The organism is Burkholderia sp. Ac-20365, from assembly GCF_017104715.1.
Classification (GTDB): Bacteria; Pseudomonadota; Gammaproteobacteria; order Burkholderiales; family Burkholderiaceae; genus Paraburkholderia.
Genome location: NZ_JAAGPI010000006.1, coordinates 249,744 through 271,715 on the forward strand (window position 1 = coordinate 249,744; position 21,972 = coordinate 271,715).

Annotated in this window: 17 protein-coding genes; 7 read left to right on the forward strand and 10 right to left on the reverse strand. The window is 61.2% G+C overall.

Annotation, left to right across the window (positions count from 1 at the left end):
- Positions 1-69: 69 nt before the first annotated feature.
- The 4 genes from G3O01_RS13995 to G3O01_RS14010 all read right to left on the reverse strand — a co-directional run bounded on the left by G3O01_RS13995 (position 70) and on the right by G3O01_RS14010 (position 4,428).
- Complete coding sequence (locus tag G3O01_RS13995; RefSeq protein ID WP_346779184.1) at positions 70-1,890, reverse strand: AMP-binding protein; 1,821 nt, start codon at positions 1,888-1,890, stop codon at positions 70-72.
- 492 nt (positions 1,891-2,382) lie between these two features.
- Positions 2,383-2,544, reverse strand: coding sequence for a hypothetical protein (locus tag G3O01_RS14000; RefSeq protein ID WP_205805594.1), 162 nt, complete (start codon positions 2,542-2,544; stop codon positions 2,383-2,385).
- Positions 2,545-2,646: 102 nt separating this feature from the next.
- Positions 2,647-2,895 carry a hypothetical protein gene (locus tag G3O01_RS14005; protein ID WP_205805596.1) on the reverse strand — a complete coding sequence of 83 codons (249 nt, stop codon included), beginning with the start codon at positions 2,893-2,895 and terminating at the stop codon, positions 2,647-2,649.
- Positions 2,896-2,979: 84 nt separating this feature from the next.
- A complete protein-coding gene (locus G3O01_RS14010) occupies positions 2,980-4,428 on the reverse strand; it encodes an MFS transporter (RefSeq protein ID WP_205805597.1) in 1,449 nt (482 codons plus the stop codon).
- Between the two features lie 162 nt (positions 4,429-4,590).
- Here G3O01_RS14010 and G3O01_RS14015 point away from each other — a divergent pair, with 162 nt between their 5' ends.
- On the forward strand, positions 4,591-5,043 hold the full coding sequence (locus G3O01_RS14015; protein ID WP_205805598.1) for a cupin domain-containing protein: 453 nt from the start codon (positions 4,591-4,593) through the stop codon (positions 5,041-5,043).
- Positions 5,044-5,122: 79 nt separating this feature from the next.
- Here the strand turns inward: G3O01_RS14015 and G3O01_RS14020 are convergent, their stop codons facing one another.
- From G3O01_RS14020 to G3O01_RS14030, 3 genes are all read right to left on the reverse strand, one after another.
- Positions 5,123-5,398 (reverse strand): hypothetical protein, encoded by a 276-nt coding sequence (locus tag G3O01_RS14020; RefSeq protein ID WP_205805599.1) that lies wholly within the window; start codon positions 5,396-5,398, stop codon positions 5,123-5,125.
- A 142-nt stretch (positions 5,399-5,540) separates the two neighbouring features.
- The gene (locus G3O01_RS45750) at positions 5,541-6,809 is read right to left on the reverse strand and encodes a leucine-rich repeat domain-containing protein (RefSeq protein WP_205805600.1); all 1,269 of its coding nucleotides are present in this window, start codon (positions 6,807-6,809) and stop codon (positions 5,541-5,543) included.
- Between the two features lie 80 nt (positions 6,810-6,889).
- The gene (locus G3O01_RS14030; protein WP_205805601.1) at positions 6,890-7,933 is read right to left on the reverse strand and encodes an NAD(P)/FAD-dependent oxidoreductase; all 1,044 of its coding nucleotides are present in this window, start codon (positions 7,931-7,933) and stop codon (positions 6,890-6,892) included.
- 625 nt (positions 7,934-8,558) lie between these two features.
- Here G3O01_RS14030 and G3O01_RS14035 point away from each other — a divergent pair.
- From G3O01_RS14035 to G3O01_RS14045, 3 genes are all read left to right on the forward strand, one after another.
- Entirely contained in the window at positions 8,559-10,247 is a 1,689-nt protein-coding gene (locus G3O01_RS14035) for a hypothetical protein (protein ID WP_205805602.1), read from the forward strand.
- 282 nt (positions 10,248-10,529) lie between these two features.
- A complete protein-coding gene (locus tag G3O01_RS14040) occupies positions 10,530-11,927 on the forward strand; it encodes a response regulator receiver protein (RefSeq protein WP_205805603.1) in 1,398 nt (465 codons plus the stop codon).
- 111 nt (positions 11,928-12,038) lie between these two features.
- Positions 12,039-13,049, forward strand: coding sequence for a helix-turn-helix domain-containing protein (locus tag G3O01_RS14045; protein WP_205805604.1), 1,011 nt, complete (start codon positions 12,039-12,041; stop codon positions 13,047-13,049).
- Positions 13,050-13,391: 342 nt separating this feature from the next.
- On the opposite strand, the gene G3O01_RS14050 is transcribed toward G3O01_RS14045, so the two are convergent.
- The gene (locus G3O01_RS14050) at positions 13,392-13,691 is read right to left on the reverse strand and encodes a hypothetical protein (RefSeq protein ID WP_205805606.1); all 300 of its coding nucleotides are present in this window, start codon (positions 13,689-13,691) and stop codon (positions 13,392-13,394) included.
- Between the two features lie 207 nt (positions 13,692-13,898).
- Here G3O01_RS14050 and G3O01_RS14055 point away from each other — a divergent pair, with 207 nt between their 5' ends.
- Positions 13,899-15,449: a hypothetical protein gene (locus G3O01_RS14055; protein ID WP_205805608.1), complete on the forward strand. Its 1,551-nt coding sequence runs from the start codon at positions 13,899-13,901 to the stop codon at positions 15,447-15,449.
- Between the two features lie 55 nt (positions 15,450-15,504).
- On the opposite strand, the gene G3O01_RS14060 is transcribed toward G3O01_RS14055, so the two are convergent.
- Positions 15,505-16,407, reverse strand: coding sequence for an ATP-grasp fold amidoligase family protein (locus tag G3O01_RS14060; protein WP_241023955.1), 903 nt, complete (start codon positions 16,405-16,407; stop codon positions 15,505-15,507).
- 135 nt (positions 16,408-16,542) lie between these two features.
- A complete protein-coding gene (locus G3O01_RS14065) occupies positions 16,543-17,472 on the reverse strand; it encodes a helix-turn-helix domain-containing protein (RefSeq protein ID WP_205805731.1) in 930 nt (309 codons plus the stop codon).
- A 991-nt stretch (positions 17,473-18,463) separates the two neighbouring features.
- Between G3O01_RS14065 and G3O01_RS14070 the strand changes: the two genes are divergently transcribed.
- The gene (locus tag G3O01_RS14070) at positions 18,464-20,797 is read left to right on the forward strand and encodes a polysaccharide biosynthesis tyrosine autokinase (RefSeq protein WP_205805610.1); all 2,334 of its coding nucleotides are present in this window, start codon (positions 18,464-18,466) and stop codon (positions 20,795-20,797) included.
- A 44-nt stretch (positions 20,798-20,841) separates the two neighbouring features.
- Positions 20,842-21,957 carry a glycosyltransferase family 1 protein gene (locus tag G3O01_RS14075; protein WP_205805611.1) on the forward strand — a complete coding sequence of 372 codons (1,116 nt, stop codon included), beginning with the start codon at positions 20,842-20,844 and terminating at the stop codon, positions 21,955-21,957.
- The last annotated feature ends 15 nt before the right edge of the window (positions 21,958-21,972 follow it).

Sequence of the window (21,972 nt, forward strand, 5' to 3'; positions counted from 1 at the left end):
GATCAATGGAGCGGGATCAAGGGAATGAACTGCACCGGCACGCGTACCTTCCCGCTCGCATTCTCGCGTTCACGCGCAGCCGATGTGAGCGGCAGGCGACGCCTCGTACAGTTCGCCGATCAGATGCGCGCGGCGTGTGCGGCAGGCCGCCTGGTTGACGTAGCCCTTGTCGGCGATTTCGTTGGCGTCGATGGATGGCGGTTCGGCCATCAGCAGGATGCGCCGCACCATCATGCTGGCGCCCGAAGCCCGCTGTGCGCGCAGGCGCTCGCGCAACGCATCGACCACGACGGGATGCCTCACCAGCGCGGCCGCGTCGAGCGACGCGAGTTCGGGCGCAAGCTGCCTGCAGGCCGTCACGTTCGGCCACGCAAGCGCGGCAACATACTCGCGATCATGGCCGCAGATGACGGCATCCGTCACGAGCGGGCTGCATTGCGCGATCAGCGCGAGCCGCACGGCGCCCGTGCGCACCCACGTGCCGTTGGTCAGCTTGAAGTCCTCGACGACGCGGCCGGCGAAACGCAGGCCGCGCGCCGGTTCGGCGGGATCGACGAGGCGTACGGCGTCGCCCAGGCACAGATAGCCTTCGTCGTCGAACGCCTGCGCGGTCAGATCGGGCCGCTTGAAGTAACCGCCGAACAGGGCCGCGCCGCGCATGCGGATTTCATAGCGGCCGTCGCCGCCATCGAGGGGAATGAGCTTGATCTGCAGGCCGGGCGCCGGCACGCCGATCGAGCCGGGATCGTCCGAAGGCCAGCCGGAATAGGTGCCCGTGCCGTTCGTTTCGGTTGCGCCGAGCGAGGTGCAAAACGCGATGCGTTCGCCAATGGTCCGTTCGGCGACGCGTTGAATACGTTCCCACACGTCTTTGGGCAGGCTTGCGCCGCCGTATCCGAAACTGACCAGCCGCGAGAAGAGCTTGCCGGCAAGCTCGGGATCGCGTTCGAGTTCGCTTGCGAGCATCGACAGCGCGGAAGGGGCGCTGCTGAAAATAGTCGGCGATATGTCGCGCAGGTTGCGCAGCGTCCGCTCGAACAGGCCGGGGAGCGGCTTGCCGTCGTCGATGTAGTAGCTAGCGCCCGTGACCATCATGCGGCCGAGCGCGAAGATGCCGCCCATCGTGTGGTGCCAGGGCATCCAGTCGAGGAACACAGGCTGCGGCTGCGCCAGCGCGCCGAACACGTGCGCGAAGTAAGCCATCGACGCCTTCAGGTTGCCATACGTCGCGGGCACGCCTTTGGGCGTGCCCGTCGAGCCCGAGGTGAACAGGATGCGCAACGTGTCTGCGGGCTGGATCGCGGCACGCGCTGACGCGAGCGCGGCGATGCGCGACGGCGTCAATTCCACGGATGCAAGCGAATCCCACGCATAGCGCGTTTCCAGCGCATCCGTGACTGCAATGATGGGCACCTGAGGCATGTCGAGTGCCACGAGCGCGCGTTCGAACGGCTGTCGTTCCTGCACGAAGATCGCAGCGGGATCGAGCAGCGCCGCAATGCTCTTCAGGCGGGCAAAGTCCTGACTGACGGACGAGTACGAAGGCGAGACGGGCGCCGTCGGAATGCCGATATATTCGGCGGCGAGCAGCATCACGGCCTGTTCGATCGAGTTGCCCGAAAGCAGCATGATCGGCTTGCCTGGGCTCAGACCCAAGTCAAGCAGCGCAGCCGCCACGACCTTCACGCTTTCCCACAGGGCATTCCATGTCACCGTGCGCCAGTCGCCCGAAGCCTGGCGCTGGCTGAAAGCGGGCGTGTCGCCGCGCAGGCGCGCCCAGTGAGGCAGGAAATCGACGAAACCGTTTTGCGCGATGGCGGGTGCCGCAGGGGCGGACAGCAGCAGGCTGCCATCGGGACGGACTTCCGTGTGGATGGTCCACGCGGGAATGCGCGTCGACCGGTACGTCGTGACCTGATGCGGCGTGTCGATGGCGGGCGCTTTCAAGGGGCTTGTCTCCAGGGTTCGCGCTCAGGGTCGCGTATTTGGCAGGGCGCCGCTACGGACGTTGTGCGGCGCGGTTGGCTGTAGAGAGCGTAATTGCGAGATAGACGCGGGCCACTCCCCGGTGTGGGGGGGGAAGCCGCAGGCGCGGCGCATCTTTCGAGGACGCAAGGCGGGAGCCTGGAATGCCGGCGCGCGGAGCGAAAGGACGGTGTGCCGGCACGGTGACGACGCGTCGCTTCGTATTGCGCCGCACCCGGTACGGTGAGCGCTATGGGGAGAGGGTGAAACGGGTTGCCGACGAAGCTCTGCTTGCCGGGATTGTGGTTGCCGGCTGGTTCGGGGCTGCGCCTGCCATCGCGTCTTACGCACCCGCGCCAGGGACCGTAGCCGTGTGCAAAGGTCGCCGTGACGAGTCGCTCACGGTCTCGACGACTTCTACTCGCCGCCTCTCTGGTTCGGCGCGTACAGCCAGACCAATAGCGCGCATATCACCAGCAACAACACCTTCGCGAAGAACGTCGGCGCGACTGCCGCCAGCACGAGAAAGCACACGAGCCAGATGATCTCGGCTATCAGCGAGCGCACACGTTTCTTCACGCCGTCTCCTTGGTCTGCCAGGCGGTAACGCCGCGCGGTATGCGCGACCAGAAACGTATATTGGCACTATTAATGCATCAGGCGAAATTCTTTCTGCTGCGCTTAGCCGGTCGCGCCGACGCCGAAGTCGTCTTCGTCGTCATCCGCGTCGGGGTCGCCGCCCAGCGAGCGGATGCAGTCGTCGAGAAATTCCATCGTGACGGCTTCGTACTCGATAGTGCCGGGCGTGCAGTCTTCCGGGTTCAGTTTTCCGCAGGCTTTGCGAATCGCGCGGACGCTGCCTTCGACGGCCTGTGCAACACGCCACATGGGATCGTCGGGGATCAGGTTGTCAAGTTCGTTTGCTTTCATGCACCGGATATCGGCGGTCCCGATTCAAGCTTGAGCATAAAAACGCGCTTTATGCCAGATGGTGGTGGAAACCGAGGCATGACTCTAGCGCGAGGTGGCGCGCAGCTTGTGGCCGGCGTCATGGGAGAGTTTTACGTAGCCGTACACCGAGGCGATCGTCAGCATGCCCGCGCACAGGAACGCGAAGCGGAAGTCGTCGAGCGTGAAAGCTTGTGCCTGCGTTGCGCCCGTGCCAGCCGTGCCACTCGTGCCGCCCGTGCCATTAACGGCCGACGCCGCACGCAGCGCCAGCGCGCCGAATGCGATTCCAAGGCCGATGCTCATCTGCGCCGCCGCGTTCCACAGCGTGTTGGCGGCACTGGTCTGCTCGGACGGCACGTCCGCATAAGCGAGCGTCGCCAGCGTCTGGAATTGCAGCGAACGCGCGGTGCCATAAACGAACACGACCACCAGCACCAGGACGAGCGGCGAGGCGGGCGTCAGCACGCCGCAGGCGATCGTGAACATGCCGCACACCATGCTGCCCGCGATCGCCACGCGCCGGAAGCCGAAGCGCTGCAGGATCGGCGTGGTCAGCGCCTTCATGCCGAGATTGCCGGTGGCGCTCACGAACAGCAGCAGGCCCGACTTGAACGCCGACAGGCCGAAGCCGATCTGGAACAGCAGCGGCATCAGATACGGCACCGCGCCGATACCGATGCGCGTCAGCGTCCCCGTGACGACGGTGACCGAGAAGGTCGGGATGCGCAGCGTGGAGACGTCGATCAGCGGATGGCGCTGGCGGCGCGCCTGGTAGAACGCGACGCAGCCGATCGCGAGGCCGATGCCGATGATGCCGAGCCCGAAGAGGGGATTCGTGTCGGGCTGGCTCGCCATGTCCGCGCCATACAGGATGGCCGTCAGCGACGCGCCGCTCAGGATCAGACCGATCACGTCGAACGGCCGGCGCTCGGCGCTGCGCAGGTTCGGCACCCACTTGAGCACCGCGACGAGCACGATCAGACAGACGGGCAGGTTGAGCAGAAAGATCAGGCGCCACGACGCATATGTCGTGATGAAGCCGCCGATGGGCGGACCGACCACGGGCGCCACGATGCCGGGCCAGGTGATGGTCGAGATCGCCTGCATCAGTTGCTTGCGGTCGACGCTGCGCACCACGGTCAGCCGTCCGACGGGGACCATCAGCGCGCCGCCGATCCCCTGCAACACGCGGGCAGCGGTAAATTCGACCGTGTTCTGCGAAATGCCGCACAACAGCGAAGCAAGCGTGAACGTGACGATGGCCGTGAAGAACACGCTGCGCGAGCCGAAGCGGTCGGCGACCCAGCCGCTTGCCGGGATGAAGATGGCCAGCGCGATCATGTAGGCGCTCATGCCGAGGCTGAGCGCGTTCGGGCTCGTGCCGAACGAGTGCGCCATCTGTGGCAGCGCCGTGGCGATGATCGTGGTGTCGAGATACTCCATGAAGAAGGTCGCGGCAACGACATAGGGCAGCGGCCCAAGTGAACCTGAACGTGATGGCGAGTCTGTCATGAGTTGATGTGGCGGTTGCGTGCGCAGCGGTAGGCGATCGTACGATGGCTGTGCCCGTTGTGCAAAAGAGGGCATCCGGGTCGAAGGGGAAAAGCGAACAATGCCACAAGCGCATGCGGATCGTGTATGAGTGGAGGGTCGCGCGAACTAACGGAGTCTTGCATGCCCATAATCGACATGGCCGACGTGCCGGCGCTTCAAGGTACCGGTTACCCGTCACCGTATGCGGCGCGCAGCGCCGAACGCATCCGGCAGCGGCTCGGAGATGCCGGCGGACTGGTCGATTTCGGCGTGAACCTGATGCGGTTGCCGCCCGGCAACTGGTCGTCCCAGCGCCATTGGCATTCAGAGGAAGACGAGTTCGTCTACGTGCTCGAAGGCGAACTCGTGCTGATCGAAGACGCAGGCGAGACGCTGCTGCGCACAGGCGACTGCGCGAGCTTTCCGAAAAATTCGGGCAACGGCCATCACCTGATCAACAGGTCGAATGCGACGGCCGTTTATCTCGAAGTCGGCTCGCGCTCGGCGACGGATGTCATCACCTGTTCCGACATCGACATGATGAGCCCCAGCACCGACGGCCGCTTCCTGCACAAGGACGGCACGCCGTACTGACGCATATGACACTCACCATGTCGAATGACGACGCGCGAAGCGAACGCCAACCCGGTTCACCAACCCCGTCCGCCCGAGGCTATTGCGCGGCTGTGAGCTTCAGGCTAGGCCGCGTACTGTCGATGGCGAATTCTTGCGGGATCTTGCGGCGGTCCGATACCTGCTCGATGCCCGACTTTGAAACCTGTTCGCAGAACGCGATGCGGGATCGGTAATAGTCGGCTTGCAGCTGCGCGTCGAGAACGCGTTGTTCGGCCTGGAAAAGACCCATTCGAAGCTCGGTCAAGGCCCGTTCGGCCTGCTTCTCGGGAGTCGGAGCGTGGTGGGAAATGAGGTTTGCAAGCCAGTTAAGCATGAGCGTACCCTCCGGTACTCAACACCTGGTCGAATTTCTCTGGCAGCGCACGTTGTGTCCTCGTGTGCTGTCGGATAAAGACTATCAAAATCCAGGCTGCTGCTGTGTGACCTTGCGCACCTGTTGCAAAAATGTCGAATACCTACCAGACGATGCGCGTTTTCGGTAGCGCAGCCTTGAGTTCGTCGACGTTGCGTGCCTTGGTGCCGTAGAGCACCAGCTCGCGCAATCCGGTGAGACCCTTTAGCACGTCGACGTCTTCGACAGGTGTATTCGCCAGATACAGCTCCTGCAAATTCGTCAAACTTTTCAGCGCATCGATATTTCGCACTCTCGTGCGGAACAGGTTGAGCATGCGAAGGTTTCTCAGATCTCGCAGCGCGTCGATGTTGTCGACGCGGGTGTCGGCGAGATTCAGTCTTTGCAGCGCAGTCAGGCCCTTGAGCGCATCGATGCTGGTGACCTGCGTGCGGGCGAGCACGAGTGTATCGAGCTGGAGCGAGCCGCGCAGGCCGTCGATATCGTCGACGCGTGAGCCGTCCAGCACGAGTGTCTTCAGCGCGGGCATGCCCTTGACGACGTCGATATCACGCAGCGGCGTGTTCGCGAGATACAGCGCCTGCATGTCGCGCAGCTTCTTCAACGGATTGATGCTGTCGACCTGTGTTTCATTGAGGTCGAGTGCCTTTAGCGAGGTGAGCCCGCCGAGCGCGTCGATGTTGCGCACATTGCGTGCGCCGCCGAGCTTCAGCGTGTCCAGATGAGGCAGGTCTTCGAGCGGATCGAGGTCGCGAACCTGGGTGTCGCGCAGATCGAGTTGACGAAGGTCGGTGAGATTCTTTAGCGCATCGAGATTCGAAACGCGCGTGTCCCACAGGTTCAGCGATTGTAGACCGGTCAGTCCCTTAAGCGCGTCGATGTTCTCGACATCCGTACGATGCAGCACGAGACGCCTGAGGGAGTGCATGTCCTTGAGCGCGTCGATGTTCCAGACAGGCGTGCCCGACAGGTCGAGCGAATCGAGCGTGTCCAGTTCTTTCAGCGGATCGAGGTTGTCGATCTGCGTGTTGGCGAGGTTCAGTTCGATCTTGCGGTCGGAGTTCTTCAGGTGCGGCATCGCTGCCGCGACTTCGGATGCAGTGAGCGTCGGCTTGGCTCGCAGAGACAGGCAGGCCGAGTCGGGCGGCGCGGCTGAGCCGTCGCTGTTACTGCAGGTGGCCTTGATGAATCCCAGTTCGCCCAGCGCGCGTTCGTCCGGGCTCTTGCGCCCCGAGCTGAAGATCGACGACAGGATGACGAGCACGACGATAACGACAGCCGCGCCGATGGCCCACGGTGCGAAACGACGCCACTGCGGCGCGTCCGGGTCGTCGGTGGCTGGGTTCGTCCCTGTCGGCGGCGTATCGGACACGTTGCGCTCCACTGGTTCTGGTGTCCTCCTTTATACACGAAGCGCGTGGCCGTCCGGCCGATGCATCTGCGCCCGGGCCGTCAGGCGTGAGAGGCCGCGACGCGTTCTGCGAGCTTCGCGTCGTAGCTCGAATGGATGTGCACGCGCTTCTTGTCCGGAAACGCGTAGCTGTATGCCTTGCGCAGCGCGAGGGACGCTTCGTGGAATCCCGACAGGATCAGCTTCTGCTTGTTCGGATAGCCCGCGATATCGCCTGCTGCGAAGATGCCGGCGGTCGTGCTTTCGTAATTCGACGTATCGACTGTGATGCGCCCGCCTTGCACTTCGATACCCCAGTTCGCGATTGGCCCGAGATCGGCGACGAGACCGAACAGCACCAGCAGATGATCGGCGTCGAGTTGCGCCGGGCCGTCGGCCTGTCGAATCTCGACTGATTCGAGTGCGCCGCCCGGTGCATTCAGGCTCGCAATCGAGCCGACTGCTAAATCCATCTCGCGCGCTTCGACGGCGCGGCGCATGTTGGCGACGCTGGAGTCGGCCGCGCTGAAACCGTTGCGCCGATGCACGAGCGTCACGTGCTGCGCCACCGTGCGCAGCGCCAGCGCCCAGTCCAGCGCGGAGTCGCCGCCGCCCGCCACGATCACCTTTTTGCCGGCGAAGTCTTCGAGCCTGGGGACGCTGTAGTGAACGTGGCGGCCTTCGAGCGCCACGGCTTCTTCGAGCGGCAAACGCTGCGGGACAAACGAGCCGTTGCCCGCCGCGATCAGGATGGCCGCTGCGTCGAATGTCAGTCCTTTATCGGTGCGGGCGAGCCAACGTCCGTTCTCCTGTCGCTCGACGGTCTCGACACGATGGCCAAGGTGCAGCGGCGGTGCGAATGGCCGGCATTGTTCGAGCAGCCGGTCCACCAGTTCGCGCGCGGTGCAGACGGGGACGGCCGGAATGTCGTAGATCGGCTTGTCCGGATACAGCTCGATGCACTGGCCGCCCACGCGTTCGATGTTATCGACGATCTGACTCGACAGGCCGATCACGCCCGCTTCGAACGCGGCGAACAGGCCGACTGGCCCCGCGCCGATGATCAACACGTCGGTGCTGACTGGAGTGTCTGCGGGAGTGGTCATGAGTCGTCCTTGTGCGTGTAGATGGGTGTCGCGTGTGGCGATGTACGGTCCCCACGATACAGACGCCGGCATGGGCCGGCAACGAAGGCACCATGACGGGCATGGGATAAGCCGCAGGGTTCGACGCGCCGCAGAATGCGCGCTTTCTGGTGCGGCGGGAAAAATTGCCGCTTGATTCGAAACAGACTCCGGCGCGCGTCCCTGCCAAGCGCTATTCAACGGAATAAAAGGGAATAAACGAGGAAGTTATTCTTTTTTAAGTTGTGTGGATAGGCGCGTATTAGCGCGCATATATCGCGGCAGTCATGCTGTTTTCTGCAGCGTGCTCCGTCTCGCGTGTTCAACGGTAAAGGCAATTCCTTTCCCCTTTATGCTGCCGATCGAAAGAACAGTGTTATTTCGCAAATGACCTGCGCTGATAATCCGCTCCTGCCGACAACCAGACACTAACTGCGCGACGCGAATAAAAGGCGGGAATATTTACCGCTGTTCGACGTCGATCAAAAATAGTTGATAAGGATCGCGAATCGAATGTAAAGGGCGCAACGCCTTTTTCAACCTGCTCGCCACCGCTCCCTATCGAAGTGAATTCGTCGGGCGCGACCCGGCAGTGGATGAAATGATCATGGTTAAGCGTCGTCAATTTCTAGGTCTGGTAACCGCTGTCGGCGGCAGTTGTGTGCTGACCGCATGCGGTGGCGGCGGAGGCGGTTCCGGCAATGGCGCGGGCAATGCATCCGCTGCGAGCGCAACCACTGGCAGTGCGACATCGGGTGCGACCACGGCGGCTGCGACGAACGGCACGACGTCCGCGACTGGCAATGGCACATCGGGCACGACATCGGGCGCCACGACTTCGTCGGACCAGACGACCACCGGCACATCAGGCGGCGGCACGCTCGCCTCGGCAAGCGGCACGGCCATTCCACCCGCGGCTTCCATCACCGACACTCAGGGCGCGCTCTGGACGCTCGTTAACGGTTCTGTCTATCGCAATGGTGTGAAGGCGGGCAACACATACAACGTGACGCTGCTGCTGTGGTATGGCAACGGCGTGTATCACCAGGGCACGGGCGGACAGTTCTATGGATGGAACGGCACGACCTGGCTCGCCGTCAACGATCCCCGCCTGGGCGGCACGTCCGCCGAAGGCACGACCATTCCGTCTGCGTCGTACATCATCGACAAGTTGGGCGCGTTGTGGACGCTCTCGAACGGCATGGTCCTGCGTAACAACGCGTATGTGGGTGTGACGTCGGGCGTAGCGATGGTGCTGTGGTACGGCGGAAAGATATGGTGCCGGTCGACGGGCGGCCAGTTCTACGTGTGTACCGATCTCGATCAATGGCTGCCTTGCAGCGATCCACGCATTGCCCTTGCCGCAACGCCGGGTTCGTTTCATGGCATCAACGGTCATTACGATTACCGCTACACGGCCGCGCAGATCGTGCAGATCATGATGAACATGGGCTGTTCGACCTATCGCGTCGGCTGCACGGATGACCCTGTGCAACTGAACGCCGTCATCCGGCTTGCGCAGGCATTTCAGGCCGCGGGATTGACACTCTTCGTGCTCGTCAATATCGGCGTGCGCGATGCCAATGGTGTGCTGTTCGCAAGCGAGACGATTGCGTATAACCGTGGACGCTCGTGTGGCGCGACGGTCGCAGCGGCGCTCGCGCCTTACGGCATCGTGATGTATGAGTGCGGAAACGAACTGACACGCGACAGCGCAATCATTCTCGACTCGACCAATGCCGGCTCGAAGGCGGCCGATTTCAGCAACGCGAACTGGCCGGTCATGCGCGGCGCGATGCGCGGCATGATCGACGGCGTGAAGTCGGCGCAGCCCGCTGCGAAATGCGGCATCAACTTCTGCGTGGCCGATATCGGCGCTGCCGACGCGTTGTGGGACGGCAAGCAGCCCGACGGCACGAGCGGCTATCCGACCGTGCGATGGGACATGACCACGTGGCACAACTACGAGGTCTATGGCGACATCTTCAACATCGGCACCGACGGAGCAGGTCCGGGCTTCGATCTGCCCACCTATTGCAAGGCACGTTACGGCGTGCCGTTTCTGCTGACCGAGTGGAACACCGGGCCCGAGAAAAGCGAGGCGTATCGCGCGAATTACATCAGCGCGAGCTATGCGACCTACTACCAGGCGAGAAAGACGAAGAACATCCAGTCCGCGATGTACTACGTGCTCGATAGCGGCGATGCGACGTACGGCGTGATGATCGATGGCGTGACGCTAAATCTTCCCTATAACGCCTTTGTGAGTTTCGTCGCGAGTCATCCGGATAATTGAGCAAGAGTTTCTGATAAATGCGATGCCTTTGCATTGCATGAAAAACTTGCCGATCGGAAAAAATTCCGTTCTGCGAATTTGCACTCGCTACAAGACAAAATTTCAAAACGTCTTTTAGCGCACTTTCAAACCTCCAATTCCATGTCATTTATTCGAGTGGCATGGATGCTGCTCTTTCGATGCGCCATGCATTGCAAGTCTATTGCGAGCGTTGTCATCAGCAACGCGTAACGATAGACCGAGGACAACACTCCCCACTCAACCGTCAGCCCGGAGGCGACGATGCTCGACGCAGCGCTCCTGCGCAAGGACTTCGCACCAGCACTCAGACAGAGAACGCGGTCCGCGTCGGGCTCGCCTCGATCCAGCGCCGGCGTGGTGCCGTGCGCACTCGTCTACGTCGACACCGATAGCGCCGGAAGCCCGAATTGCGACAGCGGCGATCCGTTCTGTTACCTCGAGCAGGCCATCACGCTCAACCGGAGCCTTAAGGCAGTCGGTCTTCCCACGCTGACGGTCGCGACGAATGTTGCGGGCAAAGTGGTGCGCTATCTCGACAAGCTCGACGCGGGTTCACGCCCTCATGTGTTGCAACTGGCGCCATCGCAACTGGCGTTACCGAAGAACACGCGCTTTTATTCCGCACACTTCAAGCTCGACATGATCGAGCAGATTGGGGCGACGTTGCGCGATGGCGAGCTGTTGATGGTCCTCGATACCGACATGCTCGCGCTACGTGCGGTGGACGACGCACTGCTCACGCGCTGCCGGGCACTAGGCGTCGGTGCATTTGACATTTCCGATCAGGAGTTCTCGGCGTATGGCGACGTACGCGTGATCGACGATCTGGAAAGCGTGGCGGGCACCTCGCTGCAGAATCCGCGTTGGTTCGGCGGTGAAGTGCTGCTCGCATCGGCGGGCTTCATCAAAGAACTGGTACCGCGCGCGCATGAATGTTTTGCGCGCTATCTGCGCGTCATTCATGAGTTGAATCACAACGGGGACGAAGCGTTCATCTCCGCCGCGCTCAATCTGCTGTCCGACAGTGGACATCAGATCATCGATCTCGGCGCACATCGCGTGGTTGGACGTCACTGGTCGGGCAACACGCACCGCGACCTTCGCTGGTTCAAGGGGTGCTCGCTGCTGCATCTGCCAGGCTGCAAGCGATTGCTCGAACGCCAGGCGCGCCGTCCCGCGTTCAGCGCGGCACATGTATGGCGGAGTCTGGTTCTAAGGCACGAACTCAATCGAACAGTGTGGCCGCTGCGGCGCTGGATGCGCTCGCAGGTGCGCCCGCGCCTGCGAGCGCATGCGTCATCGACGTCGACACAGCAGATCGACGTGCTGGTGCTCGACCCGGACGCCGGGCGCCTTTCGATGGTGGTCTCGCGGCTGGTTTCGCTGGGTCTCTACGTGATGCCCGCATTGACCTCGCAGGAGGCGTGCAGCGAAATGCGGCGGCTTTGCCCGCGCGTGATCGTGAGTTCGAGTCCCATTGGCGCTGTCGACGCCGACGAGCTTCTTGGCGCAAGAGACCTGATACACCGGCCTGTCATGATCGCCTTCTCGACGGACGATGCGCGACTCGACTGGACGCAATGGGACCGGTGGTTTTCCCGGTCCGCCGATCCATCCGATGTAGTCAATGCCGTCACGCAGGCCCTTGGTCCCAGATAACAGAAAGCCACGAGGCGATTGCTGATTCGCGTTCAAGCGAACGCAACAAGGATCGTCTTAGTAGTCATTGCATGCGCAGGCATGCCCATTACAAAGCACGCGGGAGCGACCATGTTCGTCGAGAATAACTTGCAGTGGATGCCACACAGACAAAGCAACGGGGATACGGGAACGCAACACATTGCCTTTGTACTGACCGAATCGTGCGATCTGCTTGGGATCGGTGCGATTGCCGAGGCGCTCGAATGTGCCTGTTCGCTTGCATCGGGCGAGTCTTCACGACAGTACGAGATGCACTTTCTGTCCGAAGGAGGAGGGCGCGTCAGATGCGATCGCTCGCTGTTCGTGTCGACAGATGAATTGCCGCGCACGGATGGCACGCGGTACTCACGCGTATTTGTCGCGGGCGGAATACAGTCGAGAGCGGCTTGCGAGACGCCGTCGCTGGGCGTCTGGCTGCAACGCATGCGGGCCGACGGCACGCCCGTCAGGTTTCTCGCTGCGGGCTTCGAAGCGTCGAATGCGAATGCCGCAACGGCCGCGGTCAGTGGCTATGAGCAGGCGCGCAGACGAAGGGCGCAATTAAGCAGTGCCGTCAAGGCTGCTTTTGAAGTGATCCGCGCGGATTTCGGCGAATCGATCGCGCGCGAAGCACTCCGCCGCACGGCGTTCGTGGACTCGAGCGAATGGCTTTCTCCATCCGTCGATACCCCCACTACCGTCGGCGACCGGATCAGGGCGGCGGCGCGCTGGCTGCAGGAAAACTGTCATCGCGCGGTCAGCGTCGCCGAGGCCGCGGAAGCCTGCGCGATGAGCCAGCGCACGTTGCTGCGCAACTTCCAGACGCACATCGGCGCATCGCCGTCCGAGTATCTGCAACGCGTCAGGCTGGAGCGTGCGTGCCAGTTGCTCGCGCAGACTTCGTTGCCGGCGGACAAGGTGGCGCGACGCGTTGGGCTCACTAACGGCGACAGGCTCGGGAAGCTGTTTCGCCGCTGCGTGGGTAAGTCGCCGACCGAGTACCGCGCATGGATGAGCGGCAAGCCGCGCGAGGACAGCGCGAATAGCGTGCCGTCGTGCGATGCGCTTCCTCCACTCGCACTCGCGATGTGCGGCGAGTGAATTCATCTGGCGGCCGTGACGCAACGTCTCGCGCCGCCGCATTTTTCCCGCTCGCCGTAATTGGTTGGCAATCGGATGGAAAACGCGTTCCATTCGAGTTGAACCCTGTTTCATCGACAACTTCCAGGGTCGATACAGAATAAATATTCTCAGGGTGATAAAAATTGCGTCATCCATCACGCATTTTCCATTCGGTAATTGTGACGTTCACGGTAAAAGCTTCCTGACCGCCTTTCCATTGTCGGTTTGCCAATCGAGCAATACCCGTAATGCGCAGAACAATCAGGATCACAAAAATACCTCATAGGGTCAAATTGCCCGAAATCTGCGCGTGAGAAATGCTCACGGAAAATCGGAAAGGCGAATTTCCTTTCCATAAAGTTCTCGTCGGAAGAATCCTGCTAATTGTCCGACGAAGTTAATTTTCGGTGTAATTCGCCGCTTCTCCCGGGTATTATTTACGCCGATCGAAAGGATCTGTGCGAACAATTTGCCGGGCGTCTTGTTGCGGGCAAAAGGCGAAACGTTTGCGCAATGCACAAGGACGGTTGGCAGTAGTGGCAACACGTGAGGGGAATCGTCGAAACCCGCTGGCCGCAAGGCATCGCCGGGCTGGATGGTGAGCCTGCGCCAAAGGGACATTTGACTTGGCGTCGCCGCCTGAAGAAGCACGTCGCAACAGGCGATTCAATCACTTCTCCCTGTCTACGAATCGGGTACTACAACGCCATTGCCAGTAAGGATTACTGAGCAATGCGGAGTCGCTCGCGCCGCCATTCTGGTTCGACATCCGGCAGTTATCTATTTGGACTTTTTCTCGGGAATTTTCTCGACAGGGATGCGTTTGCCATGAATAAACGACGTCAATTTATCGGCCAGCTGACGGCGCTCGGCGGCAGTTATATTCTCACCGCGTGCGGCGGCGGCTCAGGCAGTATCGGCGATGTATCGGGCGACGCCGTTGCGAAAGCCACTGCGCGCGTCGCTGCTTCGGCGAGCGGCACGACTATTCCGTCCGCGACGTCGATCGTGGACAACTCGGGCGCCACGTGGACCCTGTCGGGCGGCTCCGTTTACCGGAACGGCGCCAAGGCGGGCAACAACTACAACGTTGCGCTCGTGCTGTTCTATGGCGGCGTGATCTATCACCAGGGAACGGGCGGCCAGTTCTATTCGTGGAATGGATCGACCTGGATTGCCTGCAACGATCCGCGCCTCGGCGGAACATCGCCCGACGGCACGACCATTCCCTCGGCGTCGTACATCATCGACAAGACGGGCGCGATGTGGACGGTCGTAAGCGGCGTCATCTACAAGAACGGCAAGACGGTCGGCAATACGTATAACGTGTCGCTGCTGCTGTGGTACGGCGGAAAGATCTGGCACAAGGGCACGGGCGGGCAGTTCTATGTGTGCACCGACCTGGGCAGCTGGCTTCCCTGCAATGACCCGCGTATCGCAACGGCCGCGACAGCGGGGATGTTCTACGGCGTGAATGGCCACTACGACTACAGCTACACGCCCGCGCAGCTCGTATCGATCCTCAAGGGCATGGGCTGCACGAGCTACCGGGTGGGTTGTACCGACGATCCGAATCAGCTGGGCGCGGTCACGAAGCTCGCGCAGGCTTTTCAGTCGGCGGGAATTTCATTGCTCGTGCTGATCAATCAGGGTGTCTACGATTCGAACGGCAACGTCTTCACCAGCGAGTCCGCTGCCTACACGCGCGGCCAGCAGGCTGCCATGACCATCGCCAATGCGCTCAAGGCATATGGCGTCACGATCTACGAATGCGGCAACGAATTGACGCGGCAAAACGCGACGATCCTCGACTTCACTAACGCAGGCACCAAGGCAGTCGACTTCAACAACGCGAACTGGCCGGCCATGCGCGGCGTGATGCGCGGGATGATCGACGGCGTGAAGGCCGTGCAATCGTCGGCGAAATGCGGGATCAACTTCTGCGTCGCGGATATCGGCGCGGCGGATGCACTGTGGGATGGCATGCAGCCGGACGGCTCCGGCGGACATCCGAAGGTGCGCTGGGACATCACGACGTGGCACAACTACGAAGTGTACGGCGACATCTTCAACATCGGCATCGACGGTTCGGGTCCGGGCTTCGATCTGCCGACGTATTGCAAGGCCCGCTACGGCGTGCCGTTCATCATCACCGAGTGGAATACGGGTCCCGAGAAAACGCAGGCGTATCGCGCCAGCTATATCACGGGCACGCTCGGCAAGTACTATCAGGCGCGCAAGACGCACAACATCCAGTCGGTGATGTATTACGTGCTGGATAGCGGCAACAACACCTACGGCGTGATGACCAACGGCGTCACGCTCAATCCGCCGTATAGCGCGTTCACGAGCTTCGTATCGGGTAACGCCGACACCTGATCCGGGCGATTCGCAAACGCTTCCCCGCCCGGGCATGGCGCGGGGAAGCGCTGCGTTAAAGATCCGCTTTCGCGCTCAGCAGCTTGCCCCATTCGTAATCGATGTGATCGGGCGTGAAGGGCAACACGCCAGCGCCAGGCGTAAAGGTCAATTCGCCGAAGTACACGCGGTTGCCCGGTGCGTAAAGGTCGACGCGCACGTAATCGAAGTCTTTCGCGAGGGTAGCCGCAGCCTTCAATACCGCGTCCAGATTATCGGGGCGGGGCGGCGGCCTGACACTGCGCGTGTAGGGTCCGATCATCACATCCATATGCCGCCATTGCGCGTCGAACACGTCGCCATGAGTGTTGCTGCCGAACCGGTCCGTGATCAGAAGAATGTACATGACGGGGTGGCCGGAGTGACCGCCGAAGCAATGCACCTTGAAATCAGCGGGTATATCGCCTTGCGCGTCCAGCAGAAGCGCTTCAAAGAAAATGCGGGGTTTGATCCTTCTATAGTGGCGCTCACGCGCGACCCAATAGAACGACGTCCCTAACCATCGTTCGGCGAGTGCCTTCAGTCTTTCGAAAGTTGTCTGCGATTTGTCCCGGACGATCTCGACGAACGTGCTGCCGTGATTTGCCTTCATCACGAACGCATTGGGCAGACCGTCGAAGACCTCACGCGTGAACACGTCGGGCGCGGCGATCAGCGGTATCACTGCTTCTTGCCCTAGTCTGGCGGCAACATATTCCCGGACTTCGAGTTTATCGGTCAATCGTACGTAACGCGGATCGGGACGCAGATTGCGCTGCAGGATCTTTTCATTGAAGGTCGCAGGGTGAACCAGCCGCGGATATCGCCCGATACATTTTCTGTGCAAAAGGCTCAGAAACAGCGTGTCTGGCAATATCAGCTTGGCCTTCTCTTTCATTCTCCTGAGCGCAGACTGTGAAGGGATCGTTTCTCCTAACATGTGATCGTGCAGCACTTCCTGCGCGCCGGCCTTGCCGGGCGACGCAATCGTCTCCCTGTCCGCCGCAGGTACCCTCAGTTCATCATCGGCCTGCGCATACTCGGTTATTGGCATTCTTGCGCTCCCTGCGCCCAGCTAGAAAACAGACTTCATCAGCGAAGCGGCCGTCGCAGCGGTATCGACAAGGTCGTCACCTGGCACAGGCGACGCTGACGCATGGTTACCGTTGCCGAGGTGGCGCAGCGCGCGAAAGGTCGTCGGCGACATGCCGTAACGCACCTTGAAGATTCGTCCCAGACGGTTGCCGTCGCCCATCCCGCAACGCCTTGCAATCTTGTCGATGGGAAGCTCGGTGTCGATCAACATCGCGCACACCACTTCAAAACGGGTGCGAAGCAGATATTCGAGCGGAGTCATGCCAAACTCGGCCTTGAAGCGACGCTGATAGTTGCGCTTGCTCATCGCTGCCGAGTCGGCTGCCTGACTGACTGAAATGGTCTTGCTGTAGTTCTCCCTGATCCAGCGCGCCGACTCGCGGATCTTTTCCGTGGTGGTCGCAATGGCCAGATCGTCGGCGTCGGGCCGCATGCGCTGGCATACCTGCGGCTGGAGCGTATGCGCAATCCGTCGCGCGGTTTCCGCGCTGAGATCGCGCTCGATCTGCACGAGTGCCATTTCGGTGGGCGTGGCACCCGCAGGCCGCGTTTCCGAAAGACCGTCGTCGAGGACGAATACGGGCACAGCCGACTGCGCCGCACCACCTGGAAGGTCGGTCTTTTGCCGCATGCACGAAGGCGAACCCGAGCCCTGACGCGACAGCCAGGAAACGAGCTGCTCGCTGGACTCCGTCATCGGATCGCCGCTGCAGGCAACGAAGAACGCATGGAAGTCGACCAGTTGATAACGGTCGAGCTTCTGCGTCCAGATCGAAAAGCTGGCGCCACCCGTCACGAATCCGCCCGCCTCCGAGAGCACCGAGAAGCGATATGGCGCATCGACGCCCACTTCCTCTTCGAGCCTGTTGGCGAGGCAGAAAGCGTCGCCAATCGCACCGGCCGCCGCCATCGAGCAATGCGGCGCGATGAGCAGACCAATGTGCTTTTCATATTTCGCGTTTTCCGCCCGTTCATCGGCATGCAACGGTTGCGATTGATAAATCCCATTCACCGTTAGCTCTCCCAATTAATTCACAACAATTCGATGCAAATCAGAATACAGGAGAGAAAAGGGCCATGCGACAGCTGTCCGATTGACGCGAGCGATGTGGCGAAATCGTTCGGATGCGGGAAATAATTACTGTCCCGCGTTCTTTCACTACCTGGTGTTATTGCTGATGACGGCAAGATTTTCTGGGAAGAGATGTCCGATTTTGTTGAGTCAAGGTCGGTCACATCTCCGGTGAGGCTTGCCATATAAGGGTCGCAGGCGAGGCAGGGAATCTGTAAGCGGTTCGTCGAGTTCGCGTACTGTCACTACAGCCGTGTTACGCGATTTCGTACGATGCGTATCACTCTGTTACACGAATTTCAGATCGCAACAACTCTTTCTCTGCTCGTGGGCCCATGTAACGTGTTCCACGATATCGGCCATTAGTACCCGAATTTAAGCCGGGCTTGTACTAATTCAAATTCTGCGCGTCTATGCTTCATCGCAACATCAATGGAAAGGCGATTGCCGGGATCGAAGCCAGTTCACGAATTTTGCCCCGAAGCTTTATCCGAACGAATTGCTGACGTCGGCAATCGGCCATTGCAATCGCGTGGCTGCGACGGGCTTTTCGCAATCGTCAGTGCCGGAATAAGGATACGCATGAGTGAATCACGCCCACACCTTGCACGCCTCGTCCTGAAGTTCTGATCGACATCTGGCGACCCCGGTATCTCACGTCCTGTCTGTTGCTATCGCCAGTCGTTCCTGCAATTCATTGTCGGCCCGGGCACGGCTGATCGAGCTTCCGTTTGCGTCCCGTCATGCGCCTTCAGGTCGCTGGCTGGTGGTGTACTCGCGCGCTTCTGCATAGCCTGCTCGACCAACCGCATATCAAAGGATCAATCCTGTGGATTACTACCCCTCGAACTCACTTCCTGTTGCCCCTGAGGTTGAGCGTGGGCAGCTCACCGCTCGAGAGATGCTCAACCTGATGCGGGACCACATCTGGGAAATCGTGGCGGCCACGGTGGCCGTGTTTCTGCTCGCCGTCACCTATCAGCTCGTCGCAACGCCGGTCTATTCCGCGGATGTGCTCGTACGTGTCGATCCTCCCGAGCCGAATGCGCTTGGTCTCGCGCTGCAGACCCAGGAGGCGCTGCCGCCGCCCGCGCCGTCGCCGAGCGCGGAAATGGGCGTCATGCGCAGCCGGGCCGTGCTCGATCCCGTGATCGATCGCTATCGCTTCGACGTGACGGTCAAGCCGCGACGCATCCCCATCCTTGGCGATATTGCGGAGAAGTTCGCGACGCCGGGGGAGCCGAATGGTGCGTGGCTTGGATTGAAGTCGTTCGCGTGGGGCGGCGAGGTCGTCAAGGTGGGGTATCTGAACGTGCCTCAGAACCTCGAGGAAGAGAAGCTGAGTCTCGTTGCACTCGGCGGCGGTGCCTATGAACTGCTCGGGCCGTCGGGCGAATTTCTGCTCAAGGGGACTGTCGGCAAGCCTGCTGAAGGCAACGGCATTTCGCTGCTGATCAATCAGCTCGCCGCGCGCGACGGCACTCGCTTCGAGGTGATCCGCTGGAATTCGGTGGATGCGACCAAACGCTTCATGGACGTCGTGAAGATTACCGACAAGGTAAAGGACTCGGGTCTGATCCAGATCGAGTACGCGGACAAGAGTGCTTCCAAAGCGGCGGACGTCGCCAATGCGCTGGGGCAGCAGTACCTTGCGGCAGCGGTGGCCGGCCGTCAGTTGAACGATACGCAGACGCTGAACTTCATCAAGGGCGAATTGCCGCGTCTGCTTGCCGACCTGCGTAAATCGGAAGAAGCACTCAAGAGCTTCCGCGCGAAATCCAATTCGATGCAGCCGACCACCGAGGCGCAGTCCTATCTGCAAGGCGGCCTCGATCTTGACAAGCAGATTGCGAGCCTCGAATTGCAGCGCACGCAATTGCTGGACAAGTACGCGCCGCAAAGCCGCTGGATTCAAAGTATCGACACGCAGCTCGCGCAACTGAAGAAGACCAAGGCTGAATTCGACGGCCGCTTTCAGGGGATGCCCGCGTCCGAACGCGAGAGCGTCGATCTGATTCGCGCGCAGAAGGTCGCGGAAACGGTCTATATGGGCATGGTGCAGAAGGCCGAGCAACTGACGGTGCGCCGTGCGAGCACGACAGGCGGCGCGCACATTCTCGATGAAGCCGTGCGGCCACATCGCCCGGTCAAGCCGGACCCGTTGATCGTATTGCCGGCTGGTTTCGTACTCGGTCTGGTGTCGGGCGTGTTTCTCGTCTTCATGCGCCGCCATGTACTGGTTGGCGTGACGGACCCGCGCTATGTGGAGCGGCGTTTGAGTGTGCCCGTGGTCGGCGAGGTGCTGTTCAGTCATCAGCAGTCGCTGCTCGATCGCAGCCTGCCTGCTGCGGCTCGCAAGCCCTTGCAGGGCGCGGGCGGACGGAGCGCAGTCGCCGTGCAGCGAGGTTTAGAGGGCGGCGAAGCGCCGTCGGGCGAGAAGATCGATCCGTCGTTCGGCTACTCGGGCAACAAGATTCTCGCCGAGCGCTTTCCGCACGACGCGTCTGTCGAAGCGCTGCGCGCGGTACGCACTGCGATGGCGCGCGATCTCGCGCATACCCGCAACAACATCGTGATGGTCACGGGGCCGACCACGTCGGCGGGCAAGAGCTTCGTCGCGGCGAATCTCGCGACGCTGCATGCGGAAGCGGGCGCGCGCGTCGCGTTGATCGATGGCGACATGCGGCGTGGCCACCTCGCTGCATTCTTCAGCCAGAGCAATCGCGGCGGTCTTTCCGAAGTACTCGCCGAAAGGGTGCCGCTGCGCGATGCATTGCGCCACGTCGGCATCGAAGGGGTGACCTTCATGTCCTGCGGCGCACGGCCTGAAAACCCGGCGGCCTTGCTGACACGGCCACGTTTCAGGGAAGTACTGGAGCGTCTGAGCAGTCATTTCGATCTCGTGATCGTCGACACGCCGCCGTTCCTCGCCGTGACGGACGCTTCCATCATCGCAAACGAAGCGGGCGCATCGCTGCTCGTGCTGCGCTCGGGCATGCAATCCGAAGAGGAGATCGCCGACACGATCAAGAAGATCGAACGCGCGGGCGGACGCGTTGCGGGAGCTGTTTTCAACGGTATTCCGTTACGCCGCAGTACCCGCAATTACGGCTATGCGACGAACTACGCCAGCGATTTCGGGGAAGTCGAGACAACCGCCTGATGCAGTCACTGCAATCGGCACAACTACGTAAGGCGGACAAATCGATGATATTCGCGATCAATGGAAAGTTTACGTCGCAGCCTGTCACCGGCGTTCAGCGGGTCGCGTATGAACTCACCCGGGCAATGCAGATGCGTGAAGAACCGGGCAGCGAACTGGAGATCTTCGTGCCGCAGAACGCAAGAGAGCCGGGTGCTTCGCTCAGGCGGCAACGGCGCTTTCCCTGGCTGCGCGGCACGCTGTGGGAACAGATTACGCTGCCGTTCGCGGCAAGAGGCCGGACGCTCGTCAATCTGTGCAATACGAATCCGCTGTTCAAGCGCCGTCAGGTCGTGATGGTGCATGACATGGCCGTGTATGACGCGCCGAATGGCTTTTCAAAGAAGTTCCTGTTGTGGTACCGGCTGTGTTTCTCGATTCTGCCGCGCATGGAACCGCTGGTGCTTACCGTGTCCGCGTTTTCGAAACGGCGCATCAGCCATCACCTGAAGATCGACGAATCGCGAATTGCTGTCATTCAGCCCGGCGCGGACCATCTCGATCGCGTGGTGCCGGATCCGCGTGTCATCGATCGTTTGGGGCTCAGGGATGACACGTACTGTGTGATCGTCGGTAGCCTCGATCCGCGCAAGAACCTGCAGCGCGTGCTGGAAGCCATTTCGCGGCTGAGCCATTTGCGCGACGTGAGATTCGTGATCGTGGGCGGCAAGAACTCACGCATCTTTGCGAACGAAGGCGTCGAGGCGATGTCGCGTTCGAAGCAGGTGATATGGGCGGGCTTCGTGTCCGATGGCGAGCTGAAGGCGCTCTATCAACACGCGGGCTGCCTTGTTTTCCCGTCGCTTTATGAAGGGTTCGGATTGCCGCCGCTTGAAGCGATGTACTGCGGATGTCCCGTCATCGCGTCGTCGCGCACGTCGATTCCCGAAGCGTGCGGAGACGCGGCCATGTACTGCGATGCGATGTCGGCGCAGGATATTGCTGAAAAGATCTCGCTGATGATGAGCGATGGTTCCATACGGCAAAGGCACAGGGCAAAGGGCATCGCGCATGCGCGGGAGTATCGCTGGGACCGCTCGGCGAAAAAGCTGCTCGACGTGCTGTACGGCAAGGAAGCCGAGCCGTTGTCCGCACTCGCCGCGCGCGCGTCCGCGGGCTGAGCGGCGAGGGGCAGG

What these genes read in the sequence shown, in the direction of transcription:
- G3O01_RS14005 (WP_205805596.1), bottom strand. Translation starts at nt 2,895, where the DNA reads ATGAAAGCAAACGAACTTGACAACCTGATCCCCGACGATCCCATGTGG.
- G3O01_RS14010 (WP_205805597.1), bottom strand. Translation starts at nt 4,428, where the DNA reads ATGACAGACTCGCCATCACGTTCAGGTTCACTTGGGCCGCTGCCCTAT.
- G3O01_RS14015 (WP_205805598.1), top strand. Translation starts at nt 4,591, where the DNA reads ATGCCCATAATCGACATGGCCGACGTGCCGGCGCTTCAAGGTACCGGT.
- G3O01_RS14020 (WP_205805599.1), bottom strand. Translation starts at nt 5,398, where the DNA reads ATGCTTAACTGGCTTGCAAACCTCATTTCCCACCACGCTCCGACTCCC.
- G3O01_RS14030 (WP_205805601.1), bottom strand. Translation starts at nt 7,933, where the DNA reads ATGACCACTCCCGCAGACACTCCAGTCAGCACCGACGTGTTGATCATC.
- G3O01_RS14035 (WP_205805602.1), top strand. Translation starts at nt 8,559, where the DNA reads ATGGTTAAGCGTCGTCAATTTCTAGGTCTGGTAACCGCTGTCGGCGGC.
- G3O01_RS14040 (WP_205805603.1), top strand. Translation starts at nt 10,530, where the DNA reads ATGCTCGACGCAGCGCTCCTGCGCAAGGACTTCGCACCAGCACTCAGA.
- G3O01_RS14045 (WP_205805604.1), top strand. Translation starts at nt 12,039, where the DNA reads ATGTTCGTCGAGAATAACTTGCAGTGGATGCCACACAGACAAAGCAAC.
- G3O01_RS14050 (WP_205805606.1), bottom strand. Translation starts at nt 13,691, where the DNA reads ATGTCCCTTTGGCGCAGGCTCACCATCCAGCCCGGCGATGCCTTGCGG.
- G3O01_RS14055 (WP_205805608.1), top strand. Translation starts at nt 13,899, where the DNA reads ATGAATAAACGACGTCAATTTATCGGCCAGCTGACGGCGCTCGGCGGC.
- G3O01_RS14060 (WP_241023955.1), bottom strand. Translation starts at nt 16,407, where the DNA reads ATGTTAGGAGAAACGATCCCTTCACAGTCTGCGCTCAGGAGAATGAAA.
- G3O01_RS14065 (WP_205805731.1), bottom strand. Translation starts at nt 17,472, where the DNA reads ATGGCGGCGGCCGGTGCGATTGGCGACGCTTTCTGCCTCGCCAACAGG.
- G3O01_RS14075 (WP_205805611.1), top strand. Translation starts at nt 20,842, where the DNA reads ATGATATTCGCGATCAATGGAAAGTTTACGTCGCAGCCTGTCACCGGC.